Annotated in this window: 19 protein-coding genes; 12 read left to right on the top strand and 7 right to left on the bottom strand. The window is 72.3% G+C overall.

Features of this window, described 5'->3' with window-relative positions; all coding sequences use genetic code 11:
• The first annotated feature begins 10 nt into the window (after positions 1-10).
• The 3 genes from bluB to AC1DIW_RS08390 all read left to right on the top strand — a co-directional run bounded on the left by bluB (position 11) and on the right by AC1DIW_RS08390 (position 3,806).
• Positions 11-1,681, top strand: a complete 1,671-nt coding sequence (gene bluB, locus AC1DIW_RS08400) for a 5,6-dimethylbenzimidazole synthase (RefSeq protein ID WP_478107359.1) — start codon at positions 11-13, stop codon at positions 1,679-1,681.
• Between the two features lie 78 nt (positions 1,682-1,759).
• Positions 1,760-3,289, top strand: coding sequence for a peptide MFS transporter (locus AC1DIW_RS08395; protein WP_478107357.1), 1,530 nt, complete (start codon positions 1,760-1,762; stop codon positions 3,287-3,289).
• A gap of 1 nt (position 3,290) precedes the next feature.
• Complete coding sequence (locus tag AC1DIW_RS08390; RefSeq protein WP_478107355.1) at positions 3,291-3,806, top strand: gamma carbonic anhydrase family protein; 516 nt, start codon at positions 3,291-3,293, stop codon at positions 3,804-3,806.
• A 70-nt stretch (positions 3,807-3,876) separates the two neighbouring features.
• Here the strand turns inward: AC1DIW_RS08390 and AC1DIW_RS08385 are convergent, their stop codons facing one another.
• Positions 3,877-4,575, bottom strand: a complete 699-nt coding sequence (locus AC1DIW_RS08385; protein WP_478107353.1) for a FadR/GntR family transcriptional regulator — start codon at positions 4,573-4,575, stop codon at positions 3,877-3,879.
• Positions 4,576-4,663: 88 nt separating this feature from the next.
• Between AC1DIW_RS08385 and AC1DIW_RS08380 the strand changes: the two genes are divergently transcribed.
• Both AC1DIW_RS08380 and AC1DIW_RS08375 read left to right on the top strand, forming a co-directional pair.
• A complete protein-coding gene (locus tag AC1DIW_RS08380; protein WP_478107351.1) occupies positions 4,664-5,851 on the top strand; it encodes a CaiB/BaiF CoA transferase family protein in 1,188 nt (395 codons plus the stop codon).
• Entirely contained in the window at positions 5,851-7,302 is a 1,452-nt protein-coding gene (locus tag AC1DIW_RS08375; RefSeq protein WP_478107349.1) for a carboxyl transferase domain-containing protein, read from the top strand. Before AC1DIW_RS08380 ends, AC1DIW_RS08375 begins: the two co-directional genes overlap by 1 nt.
• Before the next feature lie 18 nt (positions 7,303-7,320).
• On the opposite strand, the gene AC1DIW_RS08370 is transcribed toward AC1DIW_RS08375, so the two are convergent.
• Positions 7,321-8,163, bottom strand: coding sequence for a helix-turn-helix domain-containing protein (locus AC1DIW_RS08370; RefSeq protein WP_478107347.1), 843 nt, complete (start codon positions 8,161-8,163; stop codon positions 7,321-7,323).
• A gap of 51 nt (positions 8,164-8,214) precedes the next feature.
• Between AC1DIW_RS08370 and AC1DIW_RS08365 the strand changes: the two genes are divergently transcribed.
• Entirely contained in the window at positions 8,215-8,799 is a 585-nt protein-coding gene (locus AC1DIW_RS08365; RefSeq protein ID WP_478107345.1) for a TIGR03086 family metal-binding protein, read from the top strand.
• A 4-nt stretch (positions 8,800-8,803) separates the two neighbouring features.
• Here AC1DIW_RS08365 and AC1DIW_RS08360 read toward each other — a convergent pair whose 3' ends face one another.
• Positions 8,804-9,502 carry a response regulator gene (locus tag AC1DIW_RS08360; protein WP_442277463.1) on the bottom strand — a complete coding sequence of 233 codons (699 nt, stop codon included), beginning with the start codon at positions 9,500-9,502 and terminating at the stop codon, positions 8,804-8,806.
• Positions 9,495-11,135 carry a sensor histidine kinase gene (locus AC1DIW_RS08355; RefSeq protein ID WP_478107343.1) on the bottom strand — a complete coding sequence of 547 codons (1,641 nt, stop codon included), beginning with the start codon at positions 11,133-11,135 and terminating at the stop codon, positions 9,495-9,497. Before AC1DIW_RS08355 ends, AC1DIW_RS08360 begins: the two co-directional genes overlap by 8 nt.
• Positions 11,136-11,257: 122 nt before the next feature.
• Between AC1DIW_RS08355 and AC1DIW_RS08350 the strand changes: the two genes are divergently transcribed.
• Positions 11,258-12,679, top strand: coding sequence for a cation:dicarboxylate symporter family transporter (locus tag AC1DIW_RS08350; RefSeq protein ID WP_478107341.1), 1,422 nt, complete (start codon positions 11,258-11,260; stop codon positions 12,677-12,679).
• Positions 12,680-12,946: 267 nt separating this feature from the next.
• Entirely contained in the window at positions 12,947-14,755 is a 1,809-nt protein-coding gene (locus AC1DIW_RS08345; protein ID WP_478107339.1) for a BCCT family transporter, read from the top strand.
• A gap of 148 nt (positions 14,756-14,903) precedes the next feature.
• On the opposite strand, the gene AC1DIW_RS08340 is transcribed toward AC1DIW_RS08345, so the two are convergent.
• Both AC1DIW_RS08340 and AC1DIW_RS08335 read right to left on the bottom strand, forming a co-directional pair.
• Positions 14,904-16,394, bottom strand: a complete 1,491-nt coding sequence (locus AC1DIW_RS08340; protein WP_478107337.1) for a PH domain-containing protein — start codon at positions 16,392-16,394, stop codon at positions 14,904-14,906.
• Positions 16,391-16,909 (bottom strand): PH domain-containing protein, encoded by a 519-nt coding sequence (locus tag AC1DIW_RS08335; RefSeq protein WP_478107335.1) that lies wholly within the window; start codon positions 16,907-16,909, stop codon positions 16,391-16,393. The genes AC1DIW_RS08340 and AC1DIW_RS08335 overlap by 4 nt, the downstream gene beginning before the upstream one ends.
• 55 nt (positions 16,910-16,964) lie before the next feature.
• Here AC1DIW_RS08335 and AC1DIW_RS08330 point away from each other — a divergent pair, with 55 nt between their 5' ends.
• From AC1DIW_RS08330 to AC1DIW_RS08315, 4 genes are read left to right on the top strand one after another with little or no spacing between them, the layout of a single operon-like run.
• The gene (locus AC1DIW_RS08330) at positions 16,965-17,867 is read left to right on the top strand and encodes a P-loop NTPase family protein (RefSeq protein WP_478107333.1); all 903 of its coding nucleotides are present in this window, start codon (positions 16,965-16,967) and stop codon (positions 17,865-17,867) included.
• A gap of 2 nt (positions 17,868-17,869) precedes the next feature.
• The gene (locus tag AC1DIW_RS08325) at positions 17,870-18,412 is read left to right on the top strand and encodes a 2'-5' RNA ligase family protein (RefSeq protein WP_442277456.1); all 543 of its coding nucleotides are present in this window, start codon (positions 17,870-17,872) and stop codon (positions 18,410-18,412) included.
• On the top strand, positions 18,409-19,443 hold the full coding sequence (locus AC1DIW_RS08320) for an LLM class flavin-dependent oxidoreductase (RefSeq protein ID WP_478107332.1): 1,035 nt from the start codon (positions 18,409-18,411) through the stop codon (positions 19,441-19,443). Before AC1DIW_RS08325 ends, AC1DIW_RS08320 begins: the two co-directional genes overlap by 4 nt.
• Before the next feature lies 1 nt (position 19,444).
• A complete protein-coding gene (locus tag AC1DIW_RS08315; protein WP_478107330.1) occupies positions 19,445-20,734 on the top strand; it encodes a glycosyltransferase in 1,290 nt (429 codons plus the stop codon).
• On the opposite strand, the gene AC1DIW_RS08310 is transcribed toward AC1DIW_RS08315, so the two are convergent.
• Positions 20,731-22,752 carry an oxidoreductase gene (locus tag AC1DIW_RS08310; protein WP_478107328.1) on the bottom strand — a complete coding sequence of 674 codons (2,022 nt, stop codon included), beginning with the start codon at positions 22,750-22,752 and terminating at the stop codon, positions 20,731-20,733. The genes AC1DIW_RS08315 and AC1DIW_RS08310 overlap by 4 nt on opposite strands.
• Positions 22,753-22,774: the final 22 nt, after the last annotated feature.

The following is a 22,774-nucleotide window of genomic DNA, read 5'->3' as shown; positions in this document are numbered from 1 at the left end:
GGTCGGGCGTGTGACCTACCGCAGGCCTGTACCCACGATCGGCGATCCGTCGTCGGCTGCCGAGCGGGCCGAGGCGCCCGACGCGTGGGCCCTGCGCGACGACCTCGCCTCGCTCGAGCGGGTCGTCGGCGCGCGCCGCGACATCCGTCGGTTCCGACCTGACCCCGTGCCGTCGGACGTGCTCACCGCGGTGCTCACGGCCGGCCACCGCGGGCCGTCGGTCGGGCACAGCCAGCCGTGGCGCTTCCTCGTCGTCACCGAGGCAGCCACCCGGGACGCCGCGGCGCTGATGGCCGACCGCTGCCGACTGCGCCAGGCCGCCGGGATGGCCGAGGAGTCCGCGCGCGGCCTGCTCGACCTGCGCCTCGAGGGCATCCGCGAGGCGCCCGTCGGCATCGTCGTCGCGTGCGACCGCCGCACCCCGGCGGCCGGCGTGCTCGGACGCGCGACCTTCCCGGACGCCGATCTCTGGTCGTGCGCCGCCGCCATCGAGAACATCTGGCTGACGGCCCGGGCCCACGGTCTCGGACTCGGCTGGGTCACCCTCTTCGAGCCGGCCGAGCTCGCCGACCTGCTCGGCCTGCCCGACGGCGTCGAGACGCTGGGCTGGCTCTGCCTCGGCTGGCCCGACGAGCGCCCACCCGAGCCCGGCCTCGAACGCGCCGGCTGGTCGAAGCGGCTGCCGCTCGACCAGGTCGTCATGCACGAGCGCTGGACCGAGCGCGACGCCCCGCCCTCCCACCTCCGCGCTCCGGAGCCCGCCGACGTCGTCGCCGCCCGCGACCGCTCCGACGACCTGCTCACCGTGCCCGGCTCGCTCGGCGTCCTCGACGCCGTCCTCGACCGCATCACTGCGCTGACTGCGGTGGACGGACGGGGCACCCTCGTCGTGGCGGCCGCGGACCACGCCGTGACGGCATACGACATCACGGCGTTCGACCCGTCGGTCACGGCGGACGTGGCACGCGCCACCCGCGAGGGCACGTCGATGGGTGCGGTCGCAGCGCACGCCGCCGGCCTCGACGTCGAGCTCATCGACGCCGGGATTCACTGCAGCAGAGGCGATCTCGTGACCACCGACGCTCTCGACGAGATTGCGTATGCCGGCCTGCTGGCTCTCGGGCGCACGCGTGGCGTCGCTCTGGCGGGCGCCGGCCCGGTGGCCCTCGGCGAGGTCGGCGTCGGCAACACGACCGTGGCGGCGGCCGTCGCGGCCGCCCTGCTCGGGGTGCCGGCCGACGACGTCGTCGGTCGAGGCTCCTCCGCCGACGCCGCGATGCTCGACCGCAAGCGCGACGTCGTGACGCGGGCCCTGGCCCGGGTCGGGCGGGTCGGGCCCGCCGAGACCGTGCGGCGACTCGGCGGGGGAGAGCTCGCCGTCCTCACCGGCATCGTCCTCGGAGTGGCCGAGTCGGGCGGCGTGGTGGTGCTCGACGGACTCGCCACGTCCGTGTGTGCACTCGCCGCGGTGGGCCTCGAGCCGGCCGTCGCGGCGCACCTCGTCGCGGGCCAGCGCTCACGTGAGAAAGCCCATGCGCTGGTGCTCCGCGAGCTCGGCCTCGAGCCCCTTCTCGACCTGCGTATCCGTGCGGGTGAAGGCGTCGGTGCGGCGCTCGCCACGGGCGTTCTGAAGGACGCCCTTGCGCTGCGCAGGGGGGTTGCGCGCACCTCGCGAGTTTGAGTCCGACCGTGCAACCCCCTTAGTTTGGGGAGGTTGTCCCACTGTCGAGACTGCCCTCACGAGGGCTGGGAGAAACGCATGTCAACACAGACCCAGAGCCGACCGCCCACACCGCCGGTCGGCTCGAGCGCGGACGACCGCGCCTTCCTCGGACACCCGAAGGGGCTGTCGACGCTCTTCTTCGTCGAGCTCTGGGAGCGCTTCTCCTACTACGGGATGCGCGCCATCCTGCTGTACTTCCTCGTCGACACCGCGGCCAACGGCGGCCTCGGCATCGACAAGACGACCGGCACGGCCGTCGTCGCGATCTACGGCGCGTCCGTCTACCTGCTCTCGATCATCGGCGGCTTCACCGCGGACCGGCTCTTCGGTGCCCGGCGCTCGACGCTCTACGGCGCCGTCGTCATCATGGCCGGCCACGTCTGCCTCGCGGTCCCGGCGCAGGCCACCGCATGGCTCGGCATCGCGCTCGTCGCGCTCGGCACGGGCCTGCTCAAGCCCAACGTGTCCTCCATGGTCGGCACGCTCTACAAGCCCGAGGACGCCCGTCGTGACGGCGGCTTCTCGATCTTCTACATGTCGATCAACATCGGCTCGTTCTTCTCGCCGCTCGTCGTGGGCTGGTTGCGCGAGCACTACGGCTACCACGCGGGGTTCTCCGCCGCGGCGGTCGGGATGGCCATCGCCATCACGTGGTTCGTCGTGGGCCGCAAGGCTCTTGGCCCCGCCGTCGACGACGTCCCCAACCCGCTCTCGCCCGAGGAGCGCGGCCGGGTCACCACCCTCGCCCTGGGCGCCGTCGTCGCCTTCGCGCTGGTCGTCGTGCTCGCCGGCCTGTGGCGCGACACGGTGCTCGACCAGGTCATCGACGCGATCTCGATCGTCGCCGTGCTGACGCCGATCGCCTACTTCACGATGATGTTCCGCAGCCCCAAGGTCGAGCGCGAGGAGAAGTCGCACCTCGCGGCCTACCTGCCGCTGTGGATCGGCGCGATGCTCTTCTGGATGATCTTCGAGCAGGCCGCCGGCAAGATGGCGCTCTTCGCTTCCGACAACACTGTCAAGCAGACGGCCGGCGTCACGATCAACCCCGAGTGGTTCCAGTCGATCAACCCGCTCGCCATCGTGCTGCTCGCCCCGATCTTCGGCTGGATCTGGACCAAGCGCGCCGGCCGTTTCCCCTCCACGCCGATGAAGTTCGTCCTCGGTGTCGCCATCATCGGCCTGTCCGCGCTCGCCATGTCGTGGGCCTTCGCCACCTTCCAGGGCAACACGGCGCCGGTCTACATCCTCGGTGGGGTCTTCGTCATGCAGACGGTCGCCGAGCTGTGCCTCTCACCGGTCGGCCTCTCCGCCACGACGCGCCTCGCGCCCCGTGCCTTCGCGAGCCAGGCGATGGCGCTGTGGTTCCTCGGCAGCGCCGCCGGCCAGGCCATCGCCGCACAGCTCATCCAGGCCATGGGCGGCCTCAGCGATGCGGCGTACTACCTCGTCAACGGCGTCATCACCCTCGTCGTGGCCGGCGTGCTCCTCGCGCTCGTGCCGTGGATCCGTCGCAAGATGTCCACCGCCGAGGTGCACACGCGCGACGCGGTCCTGGTGAGCTGACGTGATCGTCACCCTCGCCGGTGTCACCCCGGTGGTCCACGAGACCGCCTGGGTGGCGCCGAGCGCCGACCTCGTCGGAGCCGTCGACCTCCGGGCGACCTCGAGCGTCTGGTACACCGCGGTGCTCCGCGCCGACTTCGACCCCATCGTCCTCGGTGAGCGGAGCAACCTGCAGGACGGTGTCGTCGTGCACACCGACGCCGGTCACCCGACGACGATCGGGTCCGGCGTCTCGGTCGGACACCGCGCCGTGCTCCACGGCTGCACCATCGAGGACGACTGCCTCATCGGGATGGGCTCTGTCGTGCTCAACGGCGCCCACATCGGCGCCGGCAGCCTCATCGCCGCCGGAGCCGTCGTGCCCGAGGGCGCGGTCATCCCGCCCCGGTCGCTCGTCGCCGGCGTGCCCGGAACGGTCCGGCGCGAGATCGACGACCCGGGTCTGGCCCGCATCCGCGCCAATGCCGAGGTCTACCTCGAGCTCGCCCGCCGCCACCGCGAGGCCACCAGCGCCTGAGGGCACCAGCGCCTGAGGGTGCCAGCGCCTGAGGGCCGGCCACACGGCATACGTCCTCAGGTGGGCGAGGTCACGACCCGTCTCGCAGCACCGCCACGTCGCTGACCATGACGACGTGGGCGTGCATGGCTGCGGCGGCTGCGTCGGGGTCGCCGGAGCGAATGGCGTCAGCGATGGCCCGGTGACCGCTGAGCGAGTCGGCGGGGCGACCTGGCTGGGAGAGCGACTCGATGCGCGTCTCCCGGATCAGGTCACGGATCTCGTCCATGAGCCGGGCGAGCAGGAGCGAGTGGGCGGCTGCCGTCACGGCGCCGTGGAAGCGCTCGTCGCCCTCGACGCCGCGGCCACCGGCCTCGACGTCCCGGGCCATCTCGGCGATGGCCTCGTCGATGCGGGCGAGGTCGTCGGCGGTCCGACGCGTGGCGGCGAGGGCCGCGATCTTCGTCTCGAGGGCGTCGCGCGTCTCGATGATCTCGGGCAGCCGATGGGCGTGGGCGCGGATCGCCTCGACGATGCGCCTCGGTCCCGGGGCCTCGGCCAGGATGGTGCCGTCGCCGTGCCGGACCTGGACCACGCCGATGACCTCCAGCGCGACGAGGGCCTGGCTCAGGGTCGCGCGGCTGACGCCGAGACGCTGCGCGAGCTCGCGTTCGGGGGGCAGCCGGTCGCCCGGCGCGAGGCCGTTGGACTGGATCCACGCGCTGATCTGCTCGGCGACCTGCTCGTAGAGCCGGGTTCTCGTGAGGCGGGGCAGCCCCGATGCTGACATGGGAACATACTATTGACAGTCGGACCATTGACCTATTGGCTAGGCCACTGAGCCAGCCGTGGCCCACCCCTCCCTGGATGGTGACCGAATGACCTCAGCCCCCCAGTCCGCCGGACCCCTGTCGGACGTCCTCGTCGTCGACCTCTCCCGCGCCCTCGCGGGGCCGCACGCGACGATGATGCTCGCCGACCTGGGCGCCCGCGTCATCAAGGTCGAAGCGCCGGGACGCGGGGACGACACCCGCGGCTGGGGACCACCCTTCGTCGGCGAGGAGGGACGGCGGGAGTCGACCTACTTCCTGTCGGCCAACCGGAACAAGGAGTCGATCACCCTCGACCTCAAGGACGCGGCCGACAAGGACGTGCTGCTCGCGCTCGTCGACCGGGCCGACGTCCTCGTGGAGAACTTCCGCACCGGCGTGCTCGAGCGTCTCGGTCTCGGCATCGAGTCGCTCATGGAGCGCAACCCGCGCCTCGTCGTGCTGTCGATCACCGGGTTCGGCCACGACGGTCCCGAGGGCGGGCGTGCCGGCTACGACCAGATCGCCCAGGGCGAGGCCGGGCTCATGTCGCTGACCGGCTCCGGCCCGGACGACCCCCAGCGGGTCGGTGTCCCGATCGCCGACCTGCTCTCGGGGATGTACGGCGCGTACGGCGTGCTCGCGGCCCTCAACGAACGCCACGGCACCGGCCGGGGCACGGTCGTGCGCACGTCGCTGTTGGCAGCCGTCGTCGGCGTGCACGCCTTCCAGGGCACGCGCTGGACCGTCGCGGGCGAGGTCGGCCGGTCGGCCGGCAACCACCATCCGTCGATCAGCCCCTACGGCCTCTTCCACTGCCGCGACGGGTCGGTGCAGATCGCCGTCGGCAGCGAGGGGCTGTGGCAGCGGCTGTGCGTGGCCTTCGGGCTCGACCCCGCCGCAGAGGGTCTCGCGACCAACGCCGAGCGCGTCGCCGCCCGTGACCGGGTCATCAAGGTCGTCGAGTCGGCCTTCGCCGACTGGGACGCCGAGCCGCTGCTCGCCCGTCTCGCCGAGGTCGGTGTGCCCGCCGGCAAGGTGCGCACGCTCGACGAGGTGTATGCGTGGGACCAGACCGCGAGCCAGGGGCTCATCGTCGAGGTCGAGCACCCCACGCTCGGCCCGCTCACGCTGCCCGGCCCGCCGCTGCGCTTCTTCGACGGCGCCGGCGCCGAGGTGACGCGTCGCGACCACGATGCGCCCCCCACCCTCGACGAGGACGGCCCGGCCATCCGCGCCTGGCTGAAGGGCGAGTGATGGCGCGTCGACCGTGGACCGCCCACGAGCTGCTCGACCTCGTGCTCGACGCCGCCTCCTTCGAGTCGTGGGACGAGCCCATCGACATCAGCGGGCAGCCGGAGGACTATCGCCTCCAGCTCGAGGCCGCTGCAGCGAGGGCCGGCACCGACGAGTCGGTGCTCACCGGGCGCGGGCGTGTGCGCGGCCGTCCGGTCGCCGTCGTCGTCAACGAGTTCCGCTTCCTCGCCGGGTCGATCGGCCGGGCCGCGGCGGAGCGCATCACGGCCGCCGTCCGCCGCGCCACCGCGGAAGGCCTGCCCGTCCTCGCCTCGACGGCGTCGGGTGGCACCCGCATGCAGGAGGGGACACCGGCGTTCGTCCACATGGTCGAGATCTCGCGGGCACTCATGGCGCACCGGACCGCGCGGCTGCCCTACCTCGTGCACCTGCGCCACCCGACCACCGGCGGGGTGTATGCGTCGTGGGGATCGCTCGGGCACGTGACGGTGGCCGAGCCGGGCGCGCTCGTCGGCTTCCTCGGCCCCAAGGTCTACGAGGCGCTCAACGGCGAGCCGTTCCCGGCGGGCGTGCAGACGGCCGAGAACCTCGCTGCCAAGGGGGTGCTCGACGCCGTGGTCGCAGCCGAGGACCTGCCGATGCTCGTCGACCGGGCGCTCGGCGTCCTCGTCGACCCCCCGACCGTGCCTCGCCTGGATCGGCGCGAGGGTGAGCCGAGCCGGCACCTGTCCGCCTGGGAGTCGATCGAGGTCACCCGCCGACCCGACCGGGCGGGGGTGCGCGAGCTGCTGCGCCACGGGGCCACCGGCACGCTGCGGCTCAACGGCACCGACGAGGGCGAGCGCGACTCGACCATGCTCGTGGCCCTGACCCGGCTCGACGGGCAGCCGTGCGTCCTCGTCGGGCAGGACCGTGCGCGACAGTCACCGACATCCCCGATGGGGCCGGGCGCGCTCCGCGAGGCCCGTCGCGCGATGCGCCTCGCCGAGGAGCTGGGTATGCCGCTCGTCACCGTCATCGACACCCCCGGCGCCGAGCTGTCGGCGCACGCCGAGGAGCGTGCGATCGCCGGTGAGATCGCGCGGTGCATCGCGACGCTGACCACGATGACGGTGCCGACGGTGTCCGTCGTGCTCGGGCAGGGTTGTGGCGGTGGGGCGCTCGCGCTCCTGCCGGCACGTGAGGTCATCGCGGCGGAGCACGCCTGGCTGTCGCCGCTGCCGCCCGAGGGTGCGAGCGCGATCGTCCACGGGGACGTGTCGCACGCCGCCGAGATGGCCCAGCTCCAGCAGGTCGGGGTGCTCGACCTCGCGGCGCAGGGCATCGTGAGCCGCATCGTGCCCGAGCCCGCCGACGACACCGCGGCGGCGCTCGCGGTCGCCGTCGTCGCCGAGTGCGCTGCGGCGCTCCGCCGTCAGACCCATGGCGAGGCCCACGTCCTCGCGAGCTAGTTCCGGACCGGCGGCCGGTCAGCGGAAGCGGGCGGCGAACTCGCCCGGAGTCAGTCCCGTCGCCTTGCGGAAGTCGCGCGTGAAGTGGGCCTGGTCGGCATAGCCGAGGTCGACGGCGATGCCGGCCAGCTCGGCGTCGGAGTCCCGCAGCCGGTCGGCGGCCTCCTGGAGGCGGCGCCGCCGGATGAGCCACTTCGGTCCCAGCCCGATCCGCTTGTGCAGCAGGCGTTGCAGAGTGCGCTCGCCGATGTCGAAGCGCGCGCAGAGCTCGTCGACGCGGAGCAGCTCAGGTGAGGTCTCGACGTCCTCGACGATCGCGTTGACGAGCAGCCCCTCGTCGTCGACGGGTAGCAGTGCTCGCAGCGCGTCCTCGAGGACCCCGCGGGCCTGTGCCTGTGCATCGGGGGAGGTGGGCTCGAGGTTCATGAGTGACCGGACCTCCCGGGTCAGTGCGGCACCGTTCATCGTGGGGATCGTCGTGAGGTCCACGAACCGGTCGGTCATCCGGCGCACCGGCGCGCGCGTCAACAGGTGGCCGGCAGCGGGCTGCAGCATGAGGCCCACCGCCCAGCCGCGACCCGTCAGCATCGTGCGCGACAGGCCGGAGACGACGCCGTAGAAGCGCGCGTAGCTGTCCGAGAGCACGACCAGGCAGACGGGGTACTGCAGCACCCGCTGCACCGAGTCGCGTCCCTCGGGCACGTCCCAGACGGGAATCCAGAAGCGTCGGGCGAGGTCGCCGAGGTCCGGCGAGACCGAGGCCCGGGCGATCGACCACGTGTGGTCGGCGGGGTCGACCAGGTGGGCCCGCTCGATGTCGTCGCGGGCCGCCGTCCGTCCCGACCCGGCTGACGTCGTCACGTGTCGGAAAGTATCAAGACCCACCGACGAGCGGGCCCCTACGGTGACGGCATGACCTCTTCGACCGCCGACATTCTCGGCTCCTACCTCCGTCTCGCCGAACCCTTCGGCGCCGTCGTCGACCGCGTCCCTGCCACCGACTGGGACGCCCCGAGCCCGTGCGAGGGCTGGAGTGCCCGGGACGTGCTGGCCCACGTCATCCACAGCCAGCGCACGTTCCTCGCCGAGCGCGGGGTCGACGCCGCAACGTCAGTCGACCTCGACTCAGACCCCTCGATCGATCCCGGCGATGCCTGGCGCGTCCACCTGGAGCGGATGCGCGAGCTGCTCACCGACCCGGCCGTCGCCGGGATGGAGTACGACGGCGTCTTCGGCCGCACCACGGTGGGGAAGTCCATCGTCGCCTTCCACGGCTTCGACCTCGTCGTCCACCGCTGGGACATCGCCGCCGCTGCGGGTCTCGACGAGCGCCTCACGGACTCCGAGCTCGACATGCTCGAACGCTCGGCTGACGGCTTCGGCGAGCACCTCTACGACGACGGCGTCTGCAAGCCAGCCCTGCCCGTTCCCGACGACGCCGACCGTCAGGAGCGCGTGCTCGCGCGCCTCGGCCGCCGGACGCCGGCGACGGTCTGAGCGGTCAGCGACCCCAGAGGTACTCGACCTCCGGACGGCCCGCCCCGGCATACCTCGACCGGCGCACGGCGACCCGGGTCTCGCAGAGATACTCGGCGTAGCGGCGGGCCGTGACGCGGCTGACGCCGAGCGCCTCGCCGAGCTCGCTCGCCGAGCGTCCGGTCTCTGACTCGCGCAGCAGCCGGGTGACCTTGGCGAGCAGCTCCTCGCCCATCCCCTTGGGCAGCCGGACCTCGCCCGCCACGCGCGCGCCGGCGAAGACCTCGTCGACCTCGGCCTGCGTGCCGATCTCCGCGCCGCTCGTCACCTGGTCGCGGTAGGCCCGGTAGGCGAGGAGCCGCTCCCGCAGAGTCGCGAAGACGAAGGGCTTGAGCAGGTACTGCACCACCCCGAGCGACACGGCCGCGCGCACGACCTCGAGGTCACGCGCCGACGTCACGGCGATGACGTCGGCCCGGTGTCCGGCCGCGCGCATGGCTCGGACGACGTCGAGCCCGTGTCGGTCCGGCAGGTTCATGTCGAGCAGGACGACGTCGATCTCCTTGTCCTGCAACGTCTTCAGCGCCGCCTGCGAGGTTCCCACGGTCGCGACCACCTCGAAGCCGTCGACACGGCCGACGTATGCCGTGTGGGCCTCCGCCGCGATCGGCTCGTCCTCGACGACGAGGACGCGCAGCGCACGGGGCCCGGACGCCTCAGTCATCGCCACCCCTCACCGGCAGCCGGACGGTGAACGTCGCTCCCGGCGGTCCGGACACCTCGAGCGTCCCGCCGAGCCGCTCGACGGTCTGGGCGACAAGGGCGAGACCGATGCCGCGCCGGCCCGCGCTGCCCTGCTCCTTCGTCGACCAGCCGCGCCGGAAGGCGTTCTCGACCGCCCCGGGAGGCAGACCCGGCCCGTCGTCGGAGACCTGGAGGACGGCATACGCCCCCTCGACCCTGGCGTCGAAGCGGACGTGCCGCTCGGGCCGGGACGCACCGGTGCGCCCGGGCTCGCCGGTCACGGCGTCGAGGGCGTTGTCGATGAGGTTGCCGACGATCGTCACGACGTCGCGCGTGGGTGCGACCCCTTGCGGCCAGCGCGACCCCGGCTCGATCTCGAAGGCGATGCCGCGCTCGTGGGCCTCGGCCGCCTTGCCGAGGAGGACCGCGGTGAGGGCCGGCTCGTCGACCGAGCCGACGACGCGGTCGGTGAGCACCTGGGAGACCTGGAGCTCGTCGGTCGCGAAGTCGAGGGCCCGGTCGGTGTGCCCGAGCTCGATGAGGCTGACGATCGTGTGGAGCCGGTTCGCCGACTCGTGCGCCTGCGAGCGCAGCGCCTCGGTGAGTCCCCGGGCCGAGTCGAGCTCACCGGTCAGCGCCTCGAGGTCGGTGCGGTCGCGCAGCGTCGCGACGTGGCCGAGCAGCCGGCCCTGCCAGCGGGCCGGACCGCGGTTGAGCACGAGCACGCGGGCGGACGTCACGTGCAGCTCGTCCTCGTGGGACGCGTCGTCGGTGAGGGCGGCCGTCAGCGCCGGACCCAGGCCGAGGTCGGCGACGGGCCGGCCGACGGCGTCGGCGGGCAGCGCCAGCAGGCGCGTCGCCTCGTCGTTGGCGAGCCGGAGCCGCCCGTCGAGGTCGGTGATGACCAGTCCCTCGGTGACGGCATGCAGCACGGCGTCGTAGTACTCGTACATCTCGCGCAGCTGCTGCTCGCCGAGGCCGTGCGTCTGCCGGCGGATGCGTCGCGACACGAGGGCCGTCCCGAGTCCCGACAGGAGGGCGGCCACGAGACCGGCGAGGAGCAGCACGGGCAGCTGGGCGCGCACCCGCTCGCCGACGGCCGACTTGCGGATGCCGACGGAGACGAGCGCGACGACCTTGCCCCGGTCGCTGACGGGCACGACGACGCGCGAGGACGGGCCGAGCGTGCCGGTGTAGTCCTCCTCGACGACGCCGCCGGCGAGCGCGTCCTCGGTGTGCCCGATGAACTTCTTGCCGATCTGGCTCGGGTCCGGGTGCGTGTAGCGGATGGCGTCGCGGCTCATGACGACCACGAAGTCCGTACCGGACTCCACGCGCACGCGCTCGGCGTACGGCTGGAGCGCCGCCGAGGGGTTCGGGCCCTGGACGGCAGCGATGACACTCGGCGTCGCCGCCATCGTCTCCGCGACCGCCAGGGCGCGGGCCATCGCCTGCTGGTCACCGGCGCGCTGCGCCTGGCCGTACGCGCCGACGAGCCCCGCCCCGACGACGAGCACGGCGATGAGGACCTGCAGCGCGAACGTCTGCGCCGCGACGCTCCAGCGACCCGGCGCGCCGAGCACGCGGGTCACGGAGGCCGGGACCGAGCTCAACGGCATACGTCCGGCCGCGAGAACTCAATGAACACAAAGGTGACCCTAGTCACTGCGGGCGGCAGCCTCGTCACATCACCGGTCCCGTGCCCAGCGCGTGGACCCAGCCAACGGAGGTCACCGTGAGTTCCACCGCCGACAGCGCCGTCGACGCCCGCCCGGGCTCGGCTCCCAAGCGCGACCGCACCCATTTCCTCTACATCGCCGTCATCGTGGCGATGGTCGCCGGCATCCTCGTCGGCTGGGCCTTCCCCGAGGTCGGCAAGAGCCTCAAGCCCCTCGGGACCGGCTTCGTCAACCTCATCAAGATGATGATCACGCCGATCATCTTCTGCACCATCGTCCTCGGCATCGGCTCGGTGCGACGCGCCGCGCAGGTCGGCAAGGTCGGCGGTCTCGCCCTCGCCTACTTCATCACCATGTCGACCGTCGCCCTGGGGATCGGGCTCGTCGTCGGCAACATCGTCAAGCCCGGTGCGGGCCTCGACCTCACGGCCGCCGTCGCCAAGTCGGGCCAGGCGCAGATCGCGGCGAAGTCCGAGGGAGCCGTCGACTTCGTCCTCGGCCTCATCCCCGACACGCTCGTCTCCGCGCTGACGTCGGGCTCGGTGCTCCAGGCACTGCTCATCGCGCTGCTCGTCGGCTTCGCGCTGCAGAGCATGGGCCGCGCCGGTGAGCCGATCCTCCTCGGGATCAAGCACCTCGAGCGCCTCGTCTTCCGGCTCATGGCGATGGTGATGTGGGTCGCCCCGATCGGCGCCTTCGGTGCCATGGCCGCCCTCGTCGGCGCGACCGGCATCGGCTCGCTCAAGAGCCTGGGCCTGCTCATGGTCGCCTTCTACGCGACGTGCGCGATCTTCGTCTTCCTCTTCCTCGGCACCATCCTCAAGGTCGTCACCGGTTTCGGGGTCTGGTCGTTGCTCAAGTACCTCGGCCGCGAGTTCCTCCTCATCCTGTCGACGTCGTCGTCGGAGTCGGCCCTGCCCCGCCTCATCGCCAAGATGGAGCACCTCGGCGTCTCCCGCCCGGTCGTCGGCATCACCGTGCCGACCGGCTACTCCTTCAACCTCGACGGCACCGCGATCTACCTGACGATGGCGAGCCTCTTCATCGCCGAGGCGATGGACAAGCCGTTCAGCATCGGCCAGCAGATCGGCCTGCTCGTCTTCATGATCATCGCGAGCAAGGGCGCTGCGGGCGTCAGCGGCGCCGGCCTCGCCACCCTCGCCGGTGGCCTGCAGTCCCACCGCCCCGACCTCGTGCCGGGCGTCGGCTTCATCGTCGGCATCGACCGCCTCATGAGCGAGGCGCGCGCCCTGACGAACTTCGCCGGCAACGCGATCGCGACCGTCCTCATCGGCACCTGGGTCGGCGAGATCGACAAGGAGAAGGCAGCTCGCGTCCTGGCCGGACAGGACCGCTTCGACGAGTCGAGCATGCTCGACCACGACGACGACATCGTCTCCGACGGCCGCGCCCCGGGCGTGGCAGGTGCCCCGGGCGCCCCTGGTCACGAGCCCGAGCTGGTCGGCTCCGCCCGCTGACCGCGCCGTCGAAAGGCCGCGAACCGAACCGGTTCGTGGCCTTTCGGCATTTGTCGTGGGCCATCTCACTCAACCGTGTAAGCGGCTCGGAAGCCACTGGCATACAACGAGATCCACGGGGGCGTATGCCGTGGGCACCGACGCGACGCACCGCTCGTTTTGCGCAGGTCCACCCACCTTCGACACAGTGGACGTTTCCCCGAGACATCTGTGACACGTAACTGTGAGGAGACAGACGGCGCCTTCGTCGGGTGCCGTCCATGACGTATGAGTGAACTGACCAAGAGTCCCGACGACGTGCTGCACCCGGCGCTCGAGCCACCACCCGTGAACCACGAGGATGCCCCGCGTTCCCGAGTCGACAAGGTCGTCTTCGGTGTTGCTGCCGTGGTGGCCATCGCCTTCGTCCTCTGGGGCGCCCTCAGCACCGAGAGCCTGAGCACGAGCGCCTCTGCGGGCCTCGAGTTCGTCGTCCACAACACCGGCTGGCTCTTCTCGCTCGTCGCGTCCGGCTTCGTCGTCTTCGTCATCTGGCTGGCGGCGAGCAAGTACGGCAACATCCCGCTCGGCGGTGACGGCGAGGCTCCCGAGTTCCGCACGTCGTCGTGGGTGGCGATGATGTTCTCCGCCGGCATGGGCATCGGCCTGATGTTCTACGGCGTCACCGAGCCGCTCACGCACTTCGTGAAGCCGCCGCCCGGGACCGGCGCGGCGGGCAACCCCGCCGCCGTCCAGACCGCCATGGCGACGACGATGTTCCACTGGTCGCTGCACCCGTGGGCGATCTACGCCGTCGTCGGCCTCGCCATCGCCTACGGCGTCTTCCGCAAGGGCCGCTCGCTGCTCATCAGCTCGGCCTTCGCGCCGCTCTTCGGTGAGAAGCGCGCCAACGGCCCGGCCGGCAAGGTCATCGACATCTTCGCGATCTTCGCGACGCTCTTCGGCTCCGCCACCTCGCTCGGCCTCGGTGCCCTGCAGATCGGCTCCGGCCTGCAGATCGTCGCCGGCATCGGCAAGGTCGGCAACGCGGTGCTCATCGCCATCATCGTCGTGCTCACCGTCTGCTTCATCCTCTCGGCCGTGTCCGGCATCGAGAAGGGCATCCAGTGGCTGTCCAACATCAACATGGTGCTCGCGCTCGCGCTGGCCCTGTTCGTCTTCGTCGTCGGCCCGACGGTCTTCATCCTCAACCTCGTCCCGACCACGATCGGCTCCTACTTCAAGGACCTCGCGATGATGTCGGCGCGCACCGACGCCGCGGGCGGCAACGGCATGAAGCAGTGGCTGGCCGGCTGGACGATCTTCTACTGGGCGTGGTGGGTCAGCTGGACGCCCTTCGTCGGCATGTTCATCGCCCGGATCTCACGCGGCCGCACGATCCGCCAGTTCGTCTCGGGCGTGCTGCTCGTGCCGTCGGTCGTCTCGCTCATCTGGTTCGCCATCTTCGGTGGCGCCGGCATCGCGCAGCAGCAGGGTGGCAAGGACATCGCCGCCCAGTCCTCGCCGGAGGGCTCGCTCTTCGCGATGCTCGGCAACCTGCCCTGGCCGACGGTGACGGCCATCGTGGTCATGCTCCTCGTTGCGATCTTCTTCGTGTCGGGTGCCGACGCAGCGTCGATCGTCATGGGCACGCTCTCGGAGAAGGGCACGCTCGAGCCGTCGAAGAAGACCGTGATCTTCTGGGGCGGTGCCACCGGTGCCGTCGCTGCGGTCATGCTGCTCATCGGCGGTGAGGACGCCCTGTCCGGCCTGCAGAACGTCACGATCGTCGCGGCGCTGCCCTTCCTCGTCATCATGGTCGGGCTGGCCGTCGCCCTCGTGAGGGACCTCAGGCGTGACCCGCAGGTCGTTCGGCGGCAGTATGCCGTCGCGGCCGTCGAGCACGCCGTCGTCGCGGGCGTCAGTGAGCACGGCGACGACTTCTCGCTCACGGTCCAGGAGACCGCGCCGGGCGAGGGAGTCGGCGAGATGGTCCAGACCGAACCGGTCGCGGCGAGCGACGTCGCGGCCGAGGACGGCCTCGGCGGTGCGGTCGACGAGCAGACCCAGAAGGTCGGCGCGTCCATGCGCCTCTGACGGTTGGTTCGTATGCCGTCTGCCTGACCTGACGGACCGCCACGAGACCCGACGCGGCTGGGTGCTGAGCACGACGACAGCGCAGCCGGACGGCTCGTGGCGGTCCGTCGGCGCACCGGGCCACTCGACCGCGGTGGAGGCCGGCGGCTCAGGCGAAGTCGGCGAGCAGGTCCGGACTGACGTGCGCCAGGACGGCATACGCCTGCTCGAGCGGCACGTCGACGACGTCGTAGTGCTGTGCGCCCGCCGCCGTGGTGGCGACGAGCGTCGCGACGCCGACGCGCCGCTGGAAGAACGACTGCTCGACCTTCCAGCCGATGATGCCGTCGCGGTCGAGCACGATGCGCTGCCGGTCGAGCGAGCCGTGGCGCGACACGAGGTGGCCCGGAGTCACGGTGTGCCCCAGGGCGCGGTAGCGGTCCTGACCCAGGGCGACCGCGCCGACGAGGAGCAGCGGCACGAGGACGAGCAGCGAGCCGTGCCAGTCCCAGAGGAGTCGGGCGGCGACGAGGGCCACGGCGACGAGTGTGGCGGGCGCGACCGCGCGGGTCAGACGGCGTCGCCGGGCGGCTGGGCCGTGCGGCGTCAGCGGCCCCGACACGGCGGCCTCGTCGGGTCGGATGCGCAGGGCGAGTGGCGTGACGACGTCGGCGGGCGCGGGCGGGCACAGCCAGTCGGAGCCGCCCTGCTCGCGCAGCAGCCCTGAGGTGACGACCTTGAGCCGGCGGGCTCCGGCGAGGCGCAGGCCGAGCGGCTCGTCGAGCCGGATGCCGCGCACGCGGGCGGCGTCGATGCTCGTCTCGCGGCTGGTCAGCAGGCCGCGGCGCGTGTGCAGGGTGCCCAGCCGGTTGCGGGTCAGGCGGAAGCCCCAGAAGGTCAGGACGTACGCACCGACCGCCAGCAGCGACACGATGCCGAGCAGGAGCAGCACGTCGGCCCACCACGACAACCGCGACACGAGCGAGGCGCCGTCGCGGAAGACCGACCGCTCCTGCGAGAAGCGCGAGAAGCCCTGCGTGGCGAAGCCGACGATCGCGGCGGCGCTCGCGAGTCCGGTGACCGTGAGCGGGGCGTAGCGGATCCACATGGGGTCGAGGCGCAGGAGCAGCTCGTCGTCGACGGGAGGCGGTGCCTCGCGTGGCACGTCGTCGACCGCCATGGGTGCGCCGGTCGGCGCGGGGAGTCCGGTCACGGCGGGGTCGAGGCGGTGCAGCAGCTCGGCCCGGAGCCGGCGCCCGGCGTCGACGCCCAGCGCGTCGAGGACGAGCCGGTCGTGGTGGCCGCCGGCCGTCGAGACCTCGACCTTGGCCAGTCCGAGCAGCCGGTGGTAGACCCGGGCCGTGAGGTCGATGGTGCGCACCTTGTCGAGCCGCGCGGTCGTGGTCTGCTTCGTGAACAGGCCCCGCCGGAGTTCGATCTGGCCGTCGGCGATGCGGTAGCGGGTGGTCAGCCAGCGCAGGACGCCGAAGGCGACGATGAGCGGGATGGCATACAGCTCCCAGCGGTCGTTGGTGTCGGAGCCGGACCGGAAGATCACGACCGCCAGCAGAGCGGGGAGGAAGCGGATCAGCGTCTCGAGCGGGTGGACGAGCAGCATCCGCGCGTCGAGCCGGCGCCACCCGTCGGTGTCGTCGTTCACGTCGCATCGCCGGTCTCGGCCACGGCTGCCGCCGTGAGGGCGTCGACGAGCTCGTGGGCGACGGGCAGGTCCAGCCCGTGGATGGTGACGGGGCCGGCGGCCGAGGCGGTCGTGATGGTCACCGACGCCAGACCGAGCAGCTGGGCGACGGGGCCGCGCTCGAGGTCGACCGTCTGCACCCGGCTCAGCGGGGCGATGCGGCGTTCCTGCCGGAGCCAGCCGCTCTGGGTGTAGATCGCTCGCGACGTCGCCTCCCAACGGTGCACGCGGTAGCGCCACTGGGGCATCGCGACGGCATACGCCGCCCCGGCCACGAGCCAGACCGCACCCACGATCCAGTGCAGCGATCGTGAGGGGTTGTCGTCGACGAGCCACCACACGACCTGTCCGGCGAGCAGCACGGCGAGCACTGCGAGGGCCTGGATCGTCCACATGAGGACGGCACGGCGCGAGACCCGGTGGGCCGGCTCGCGGAGCACAGGCCCCCGGTCAACGGGCACGTCGGCTGGTTCCACGGCCCCACGGTGTCACACGATCCCGACGGACGCACCGAGGCATACGGTGGGTGCCGTGAGCGCGCTCGTCATGGTCGAAGGACTCCCCGGATCGGGCAAGAGCACCACCTCCCACGCCATCGCGGCGTGGCTCGCCGACCAGCAGGTCGCGGCGGAGCACTGGGCCGAGGGTCGGACCGACCATCCCGTCGACTTCGAGCAGGTGGCCGTCCTCAGCCGTGGCGACCTGCTCGCGATCGCGGCCGAGTCGCCCCAGGCTTCGCAGGCGCTCCTCCGGGCGGCTGAGCCGCTCGGTGACGCGTGGGTGGTGCGCGAGCAGCAGCACGAGGGTCTCCCGCCCGAGCTGGTCGAGCGACTCCGTCTGCACGACGCCTACGACGGGGACGTCTCCGCCGAGCTCCACTCGCAGGTGCTCACCGAGAGCTGGCGTCGGTTCGGCGCCACGACTCTCGATGTCGTCCACGTCTGGGAGTGCGTCCTGCTCCAGAACCCGGTCTGCGCCCTCGTCGCCCGCGCCGACCAGCCGGTCGACGTGCTGACGCGCCACGTCGCCGGGCTCGTCGATGCCGTCCGGTCGCACGCTCCCGCCCTCGTCTACCTCGACGCCGGCGACCCGCTGCCCGCCCTCGAGCGCGCGGCGTCGGAACGCCCCGCCGAGTGGCTCGACTTCGTCGTGACCTACCACACGCGCCAAGGGCTCGGACTCCGTTGCGGACTCAGCGGATTCGAGGGCTACGTCGAGTTCATGCGACGACGCCGGGAGATGGAGCTGGAGGTCCTCGACACCCTCGACCTGCCGATGGTCGTCGTGCCGGTGGGAGACGGGCGGTGGCACGAGCACGAGGCCGTCATCCGCGCGTTCGTCGCCGAGCACCTCGGCCTCGGCCTCAACGTCGACCGAGGAGCGCGGCGAGCGGCCCAGCGACCGGCGGCGCCCGAAGCGCAGCCGGTCGCCTGAGCATGCCGCTCCACTCGGTCGAGGGGGTGCTCGACGCCGACACGGACACGCAGGTGCGTCGTGAGTGGACGGCGCTCGCCGACGCGGGTCTGCCCAGCCAGGCCCGGCACCAGGGGACGACGAACGCCCCGCACCTGACGCTGTCGGCCGCCGGCAGCGTCCCCGAGGCCGTCGAGGCGCGGATCGTCCACGCGTTGGCGGGGATGCGACCCGTGCCGGTGCGGCTCGGTCCGCTCCTCGTCATGGGTTCGCGGCGCTTCGTGCTCGCGCGGCTGGTCGTGCCCACGGCCCAGCTGCTGGCGCTCCACCGGGCGGTCGCCGGCGCGATGGAGGCGGCGCCCGACATCCCGGAGCGGGTGCGCGTGGACTGCTGGACGCCGCACGTGACCATCGCGCGGGGACTGGCCGTGGAGCAGGTCGGCGCGGCCCTCGCCGTCCTCGGCACGGTGCCGCCGCTCGACGGAACCATCGAGTCGGTGCGGCGCTGGGACCCGGACGCCGGGCGCACGTGGGTGGTCGGCGGCATACCTACGATGGGCCCATGAGCCTCGAACTCGGCCTCGACACCTTCGGAGACATCGCCAACGGTCCGGACGGCACGCCGCTGCACCCGGCCACGGTGATCCGGGAGGTGCTGGCAGAGGGCGAGCTCGCCGACCGCCTCGGCCTCGACTTCTTCGGCATCGGCGAGCACCACCGCGACGACTACGCCGTCAGCGCGCCGGACGTGCTGCTCGCCGGCCTCGCAGGTCGCACCGAGCGGATCCGGCTCGGCACGTCGGTCACGGTGCTCTCGAGCGACGACCCGATCCGCGTCTTCCAGCGCTTCTCGACCGTCGACGCGATCAGCGGCGGACGCGCCGAGATCACGGTCGGGCGTGGGTCGTTCATCGAGTCGTTCCCGCTCTTCGGCCTCGACCTCGGGGACTACGAGACGCTCTTCGAGGAGAAGCTCGACCTGCTCGCGGCCGTCGTCGCCGAGCAGCCGGTCCGCTGGGAAGGCTCGATCCGGCCGCCGGTGCGGGTCGAGAAGGTCATGCCCGCAACGGAGTCCGGCCATCTGCCCGTCTGGGTGGGCGTTGGCGGCACGCCACAGTCCGTGGTCCGTGCCGCGCACTACGGTTTTCCGGTCGTCATCGCGATCATCGGTGGGTCGGCCCGCCAGTTCGCCCCACTCGCCGACCTCTACCGACGTGCCCTGTCCGAGATGGGCAAGCCCGAGCTGCCGATCGGTGTGCACTCGCCCGGTTACGTCGCAGCGACCGACGAGCAGGCGAGCGAGGAGTTCATGCCGCACTTCCTGCCCTACATGAACAAGCTCGGCCGCGAACGTCGCTGGGCGCCCATGGGCAGGGAGCAGGCGCTGCAGCAGCTCGGCCCGGACGGGGCGGTCTACTGCGGGTCGCCCGAGACGGTCGCGGCCAAGATCGTCGACACCGTGCAGGTGCTGGGACTCTCACGCTTCCAGCTGAAGTACTCCTTCGGCACCCTCCCGCACGACCAGCGGATGGAGTGCATCCGGCTCTACGCCGAGGAGGTCGTGCCGCGCGTCCGCGCGCAGCTCGGCGAGGGCTGACGTGCGGATCCTGCTGCTGGGCATGGGGTCCCGCGGTGACGTGCAACCGCTCGTCGCGCTCGGCCAGCGCCTGCGACGGATGGGGTATGCCGTGTCGCTCGCCGCGCCCGCCGACCTCGGTCATGTCGCGGCCGGCAGCGGCGTCGACTTCGAGCCCCTGTCGTTCGACCTCGAGGCGCCGCTGCGGGAGGGGCTCGGGCGGGACTCGCTCCGAGGGTCCGCCCGCACCCAGGTGCGGGAGGCCCGGCTCATGCGGCAGGTCATGGCGGCGACTGCCGGCGCCCTCGCGAGCGACGTCTCCTGCCTCGTTGAGGAGGCGGACGCTGTCGTGTCCGGCGCCCTGACCTTCGACCTCGTCGACGCGCTGCTGACGCCCGGCGGCCGACGGGGGCCCGTCAAGCCGCACCTCTACGCCGTGTTCGCCCCCGTCTGGCCGAGCGCGCACGGCGCCTCGGTCGCGCTGGCGCTCCGACCGCGCGCCTCGTCCCCGATGAACCTCGCGTGGAGCAGCCTCGCCGGGCGCGTGGCCTTCGACCTCTTCCGTCCCTCGGGCGACGTCGTGCGGGCGCGAAGAGGACTGCCACGACAGCACTTCCGGGCGTACGCCGCTGCGGCCGAGACGACCCCGACGCTGCTGGCGGCGAGCCCGTGCGTCGTCCCGCCCGCAGCCGACTGGCCGCCGGCGCTGCGTCAGACCGGCTACTGGGTGCGTGACGACACCTCCGACGAGCCGCTGCACCCGGACCTCGAGGCGTTCCTCGCCGGGGGCGCCCCGCCCGTCTACGTCGGCTTCGGGTCGATGCCGACGCCGGACCCCGGCGCCGTGGTGCGCGACGTCGCGGCCGTGCTCGGTCGACTGGGAGTGCGCGGCGTCGTCAGCGAGGGTCTTGCCGGGCTGTCGGTGCGCGTGGGGGCCCCTGCTGCGGCGGCCGACATCCTGGGGATCCGCCACGCACGGCACGACGTGCTCTTCCCGAGGTGCTCCGTCGTCGTCCACCACGGCGGGTCCGGGACCACGGCTGCGGCCGTGCGTGCGGGCGTGCCGCAGGTCGTGGTCGCGCATGCTGCCGACCAGCCCTACTGGGGCAGGAGGATGGCCGACCTCGGCGTCGCCGCCGCGCCCATCGCCCGCAAGGACCTGACGGCCGCCCGGCTGCGGCAGGCGCTCGAGGTCGCGCTGTCGCCGGGGGTGCGCGCAGCGGCATACGCCCTCGGTGAGCGGGTCCGTGCCGAGGACGGTGCCGGCGACGCGGCCCGCCTCGTCGACGCCTACCTCGGGGGAGTCGTCTAGAGCGTCGCGGCGAGCTCGGTGCCCTGTCGGATCGCGCGCTTGGCGTCGAGCTCCGCCGCGACGTCGGCGCCGCCGATGACGTGCACCGTGACTCCCGCGGCCGCGAGCTCCGGGCCGAGCGTGTTGACCGGCTCCTGGCCGGTGCACACGACGATGGTGTCGACGTCGAGCACCTGCGGGTCCGTGCGGTCCTCGCCGTGGGTGATGTGCAGGCCCGCGTCGTCGATGCGCTCGTAGTTGACGCCGACGTGGTGGTGGACTCCCTTGGCCTTCAACGCTGCCCGGTGCACCCAGCCGGTGGTCCTGCCCAGACCCTTGCCGATCGGCGTGGTCTTGCGCTGGAGCAGGTGCACCTCGCGCGGTGACGGAGACGGGTGCGGCTCGACGAGCCCGCCGCGAGACGCGTCCGGCTCCCCGACCCCCCACTCGGCCATCCATTGATCGACGCTCATCGGGGACTCGACGTGCGTGAGCAGCTCGCTGACGTCGACGCCGATTCCGCCGGCGCCCATGACGGCCACGCGCTCACCCAGCGGCGCCTCGCCGCGGATGGCGGCGGCATACGTCACGACCTTCGGGTGGTCGATGCCGGGCACGTCGGGCAGGCGCGGCTCGACACCGGTGGCGACGACGACCTCGTCGAACTCGGTGAGGTCGTCGACCTCTGCACGGCGGCCGAGATGGACCTTGACGCCGCCGAGCTCGAGCCGCCTGCGGTAGTAGCGGATCGTCTCGGCGAACTCCTCCTTGCCGGGGATCCGCAGGGCGAGGGCGAACTGTCCGCCGAGGTCATCGGCGGCCTCGAAGAGCTCGACGCGGTGGCCACGCTCGTCAAGGGCGACCGCGGTGGCGAGGCCAGCGGGCCCGGCGCCGACGACGGCCACGTGCTTGGAGCGGCGGGTCGGAGCGAGCACGAGCGTCGTCTCGCGGACGGCGCGCGGGTTCACGAGGCACGTCGCCGTCTGCTTGGCGAAGGTGTGGTCGAGGCAGGCCTGGTTGCAGGCGATGCACGTGTTGATCTCGTCGGCGCGGTCGGTCGCGGTCTTGGCGACCCAGCCGGGGTCGGCGAGGAAGGGGCGCGCCATCGAGACGAGGTCGGCGCTGCCGTCGGCGATGACCTGCTCGGCGAGGTCGGGCATCGAGATGCGGTTGCTCGTGACGACCGGGATGCCCACCTCGGGGCGCAGCTTCGCGGTGACGCGCGTGAACGCGCCGCGCGGCACCGAGGTGACGATCGTCGGGACGCGGGCCTCGTGCCAGCCGATTCCGGTGTTGATGATCGTCGCGCCCGCTGCCTCGACCTCGTGGGCCAGGGCGACGACCTCCTCCCAGGACTGTCCGTCGGGCACGAGGTCGAGCATCGACAGGCGGTAGACGACGACGAAATCGGGACCCGCGGCAGCGCGCACGGCGCGGACGACCTCGACGGCCAGACGGCGACGGTTCTCGGGCGAGCCGCCCCACTCGTCGGTGCGCTGGTTGGTGCGCGGCGCGAGGAACTGGTTGATGAGGTAGCCCTCGGAGCCCATGATCTCGACGCCGTCGTAGCCGGCCTCGCGCGCCAGGCGCGCACAGCGGGCGTATGCCGTGACCGTGCTCCGGACGCCGCGCGCGCTGAGTGCCCGCGGGGTGAAGCGCGAGATCGGGGACTTCACGGCCGACGCCGAGACGGCGAGCGGGTGGTAGGCGTAGCGGCCCGCGTGCAGGATCTGGAGGGCGATCTTGCCGCCCTCGCGGTGCACGGCGTTCGTGATGACCCGGTGGCGGCGCGTCTGGCGCTCGGACACGAGGACCGAGCCGCCGGGGTAGAGGGCGCCGGCCAGGTTGGGGGCGAAGCCGCCCGTGACGATGAGCCCGACGCCGCCCCTCGCGCGCTCGGCGTAGTAGGCCGCGAGCCGGTCGAAGTCCTTCGCGCGGTCCTCGAGGCCCGTGTGCATCGAGCCCATGACGACGCGGTTGCGCAGCGTCGTGAAGCCGAGGTCGAGCGGTTCGAGCAGGTGGGGGTATGCCGTCGTCACCCGCCCGAGGGTAGCCGCTGGT

The sequence above is a fragment of the Terrabacter sp. 01T434 genome, from assembly GCF_056398545.1.
The sequence above is the reverse complement of the archived record's forward strand: the minus strand, read 5'-3'. Positions and strand labels throughout refer to the sequence as shown.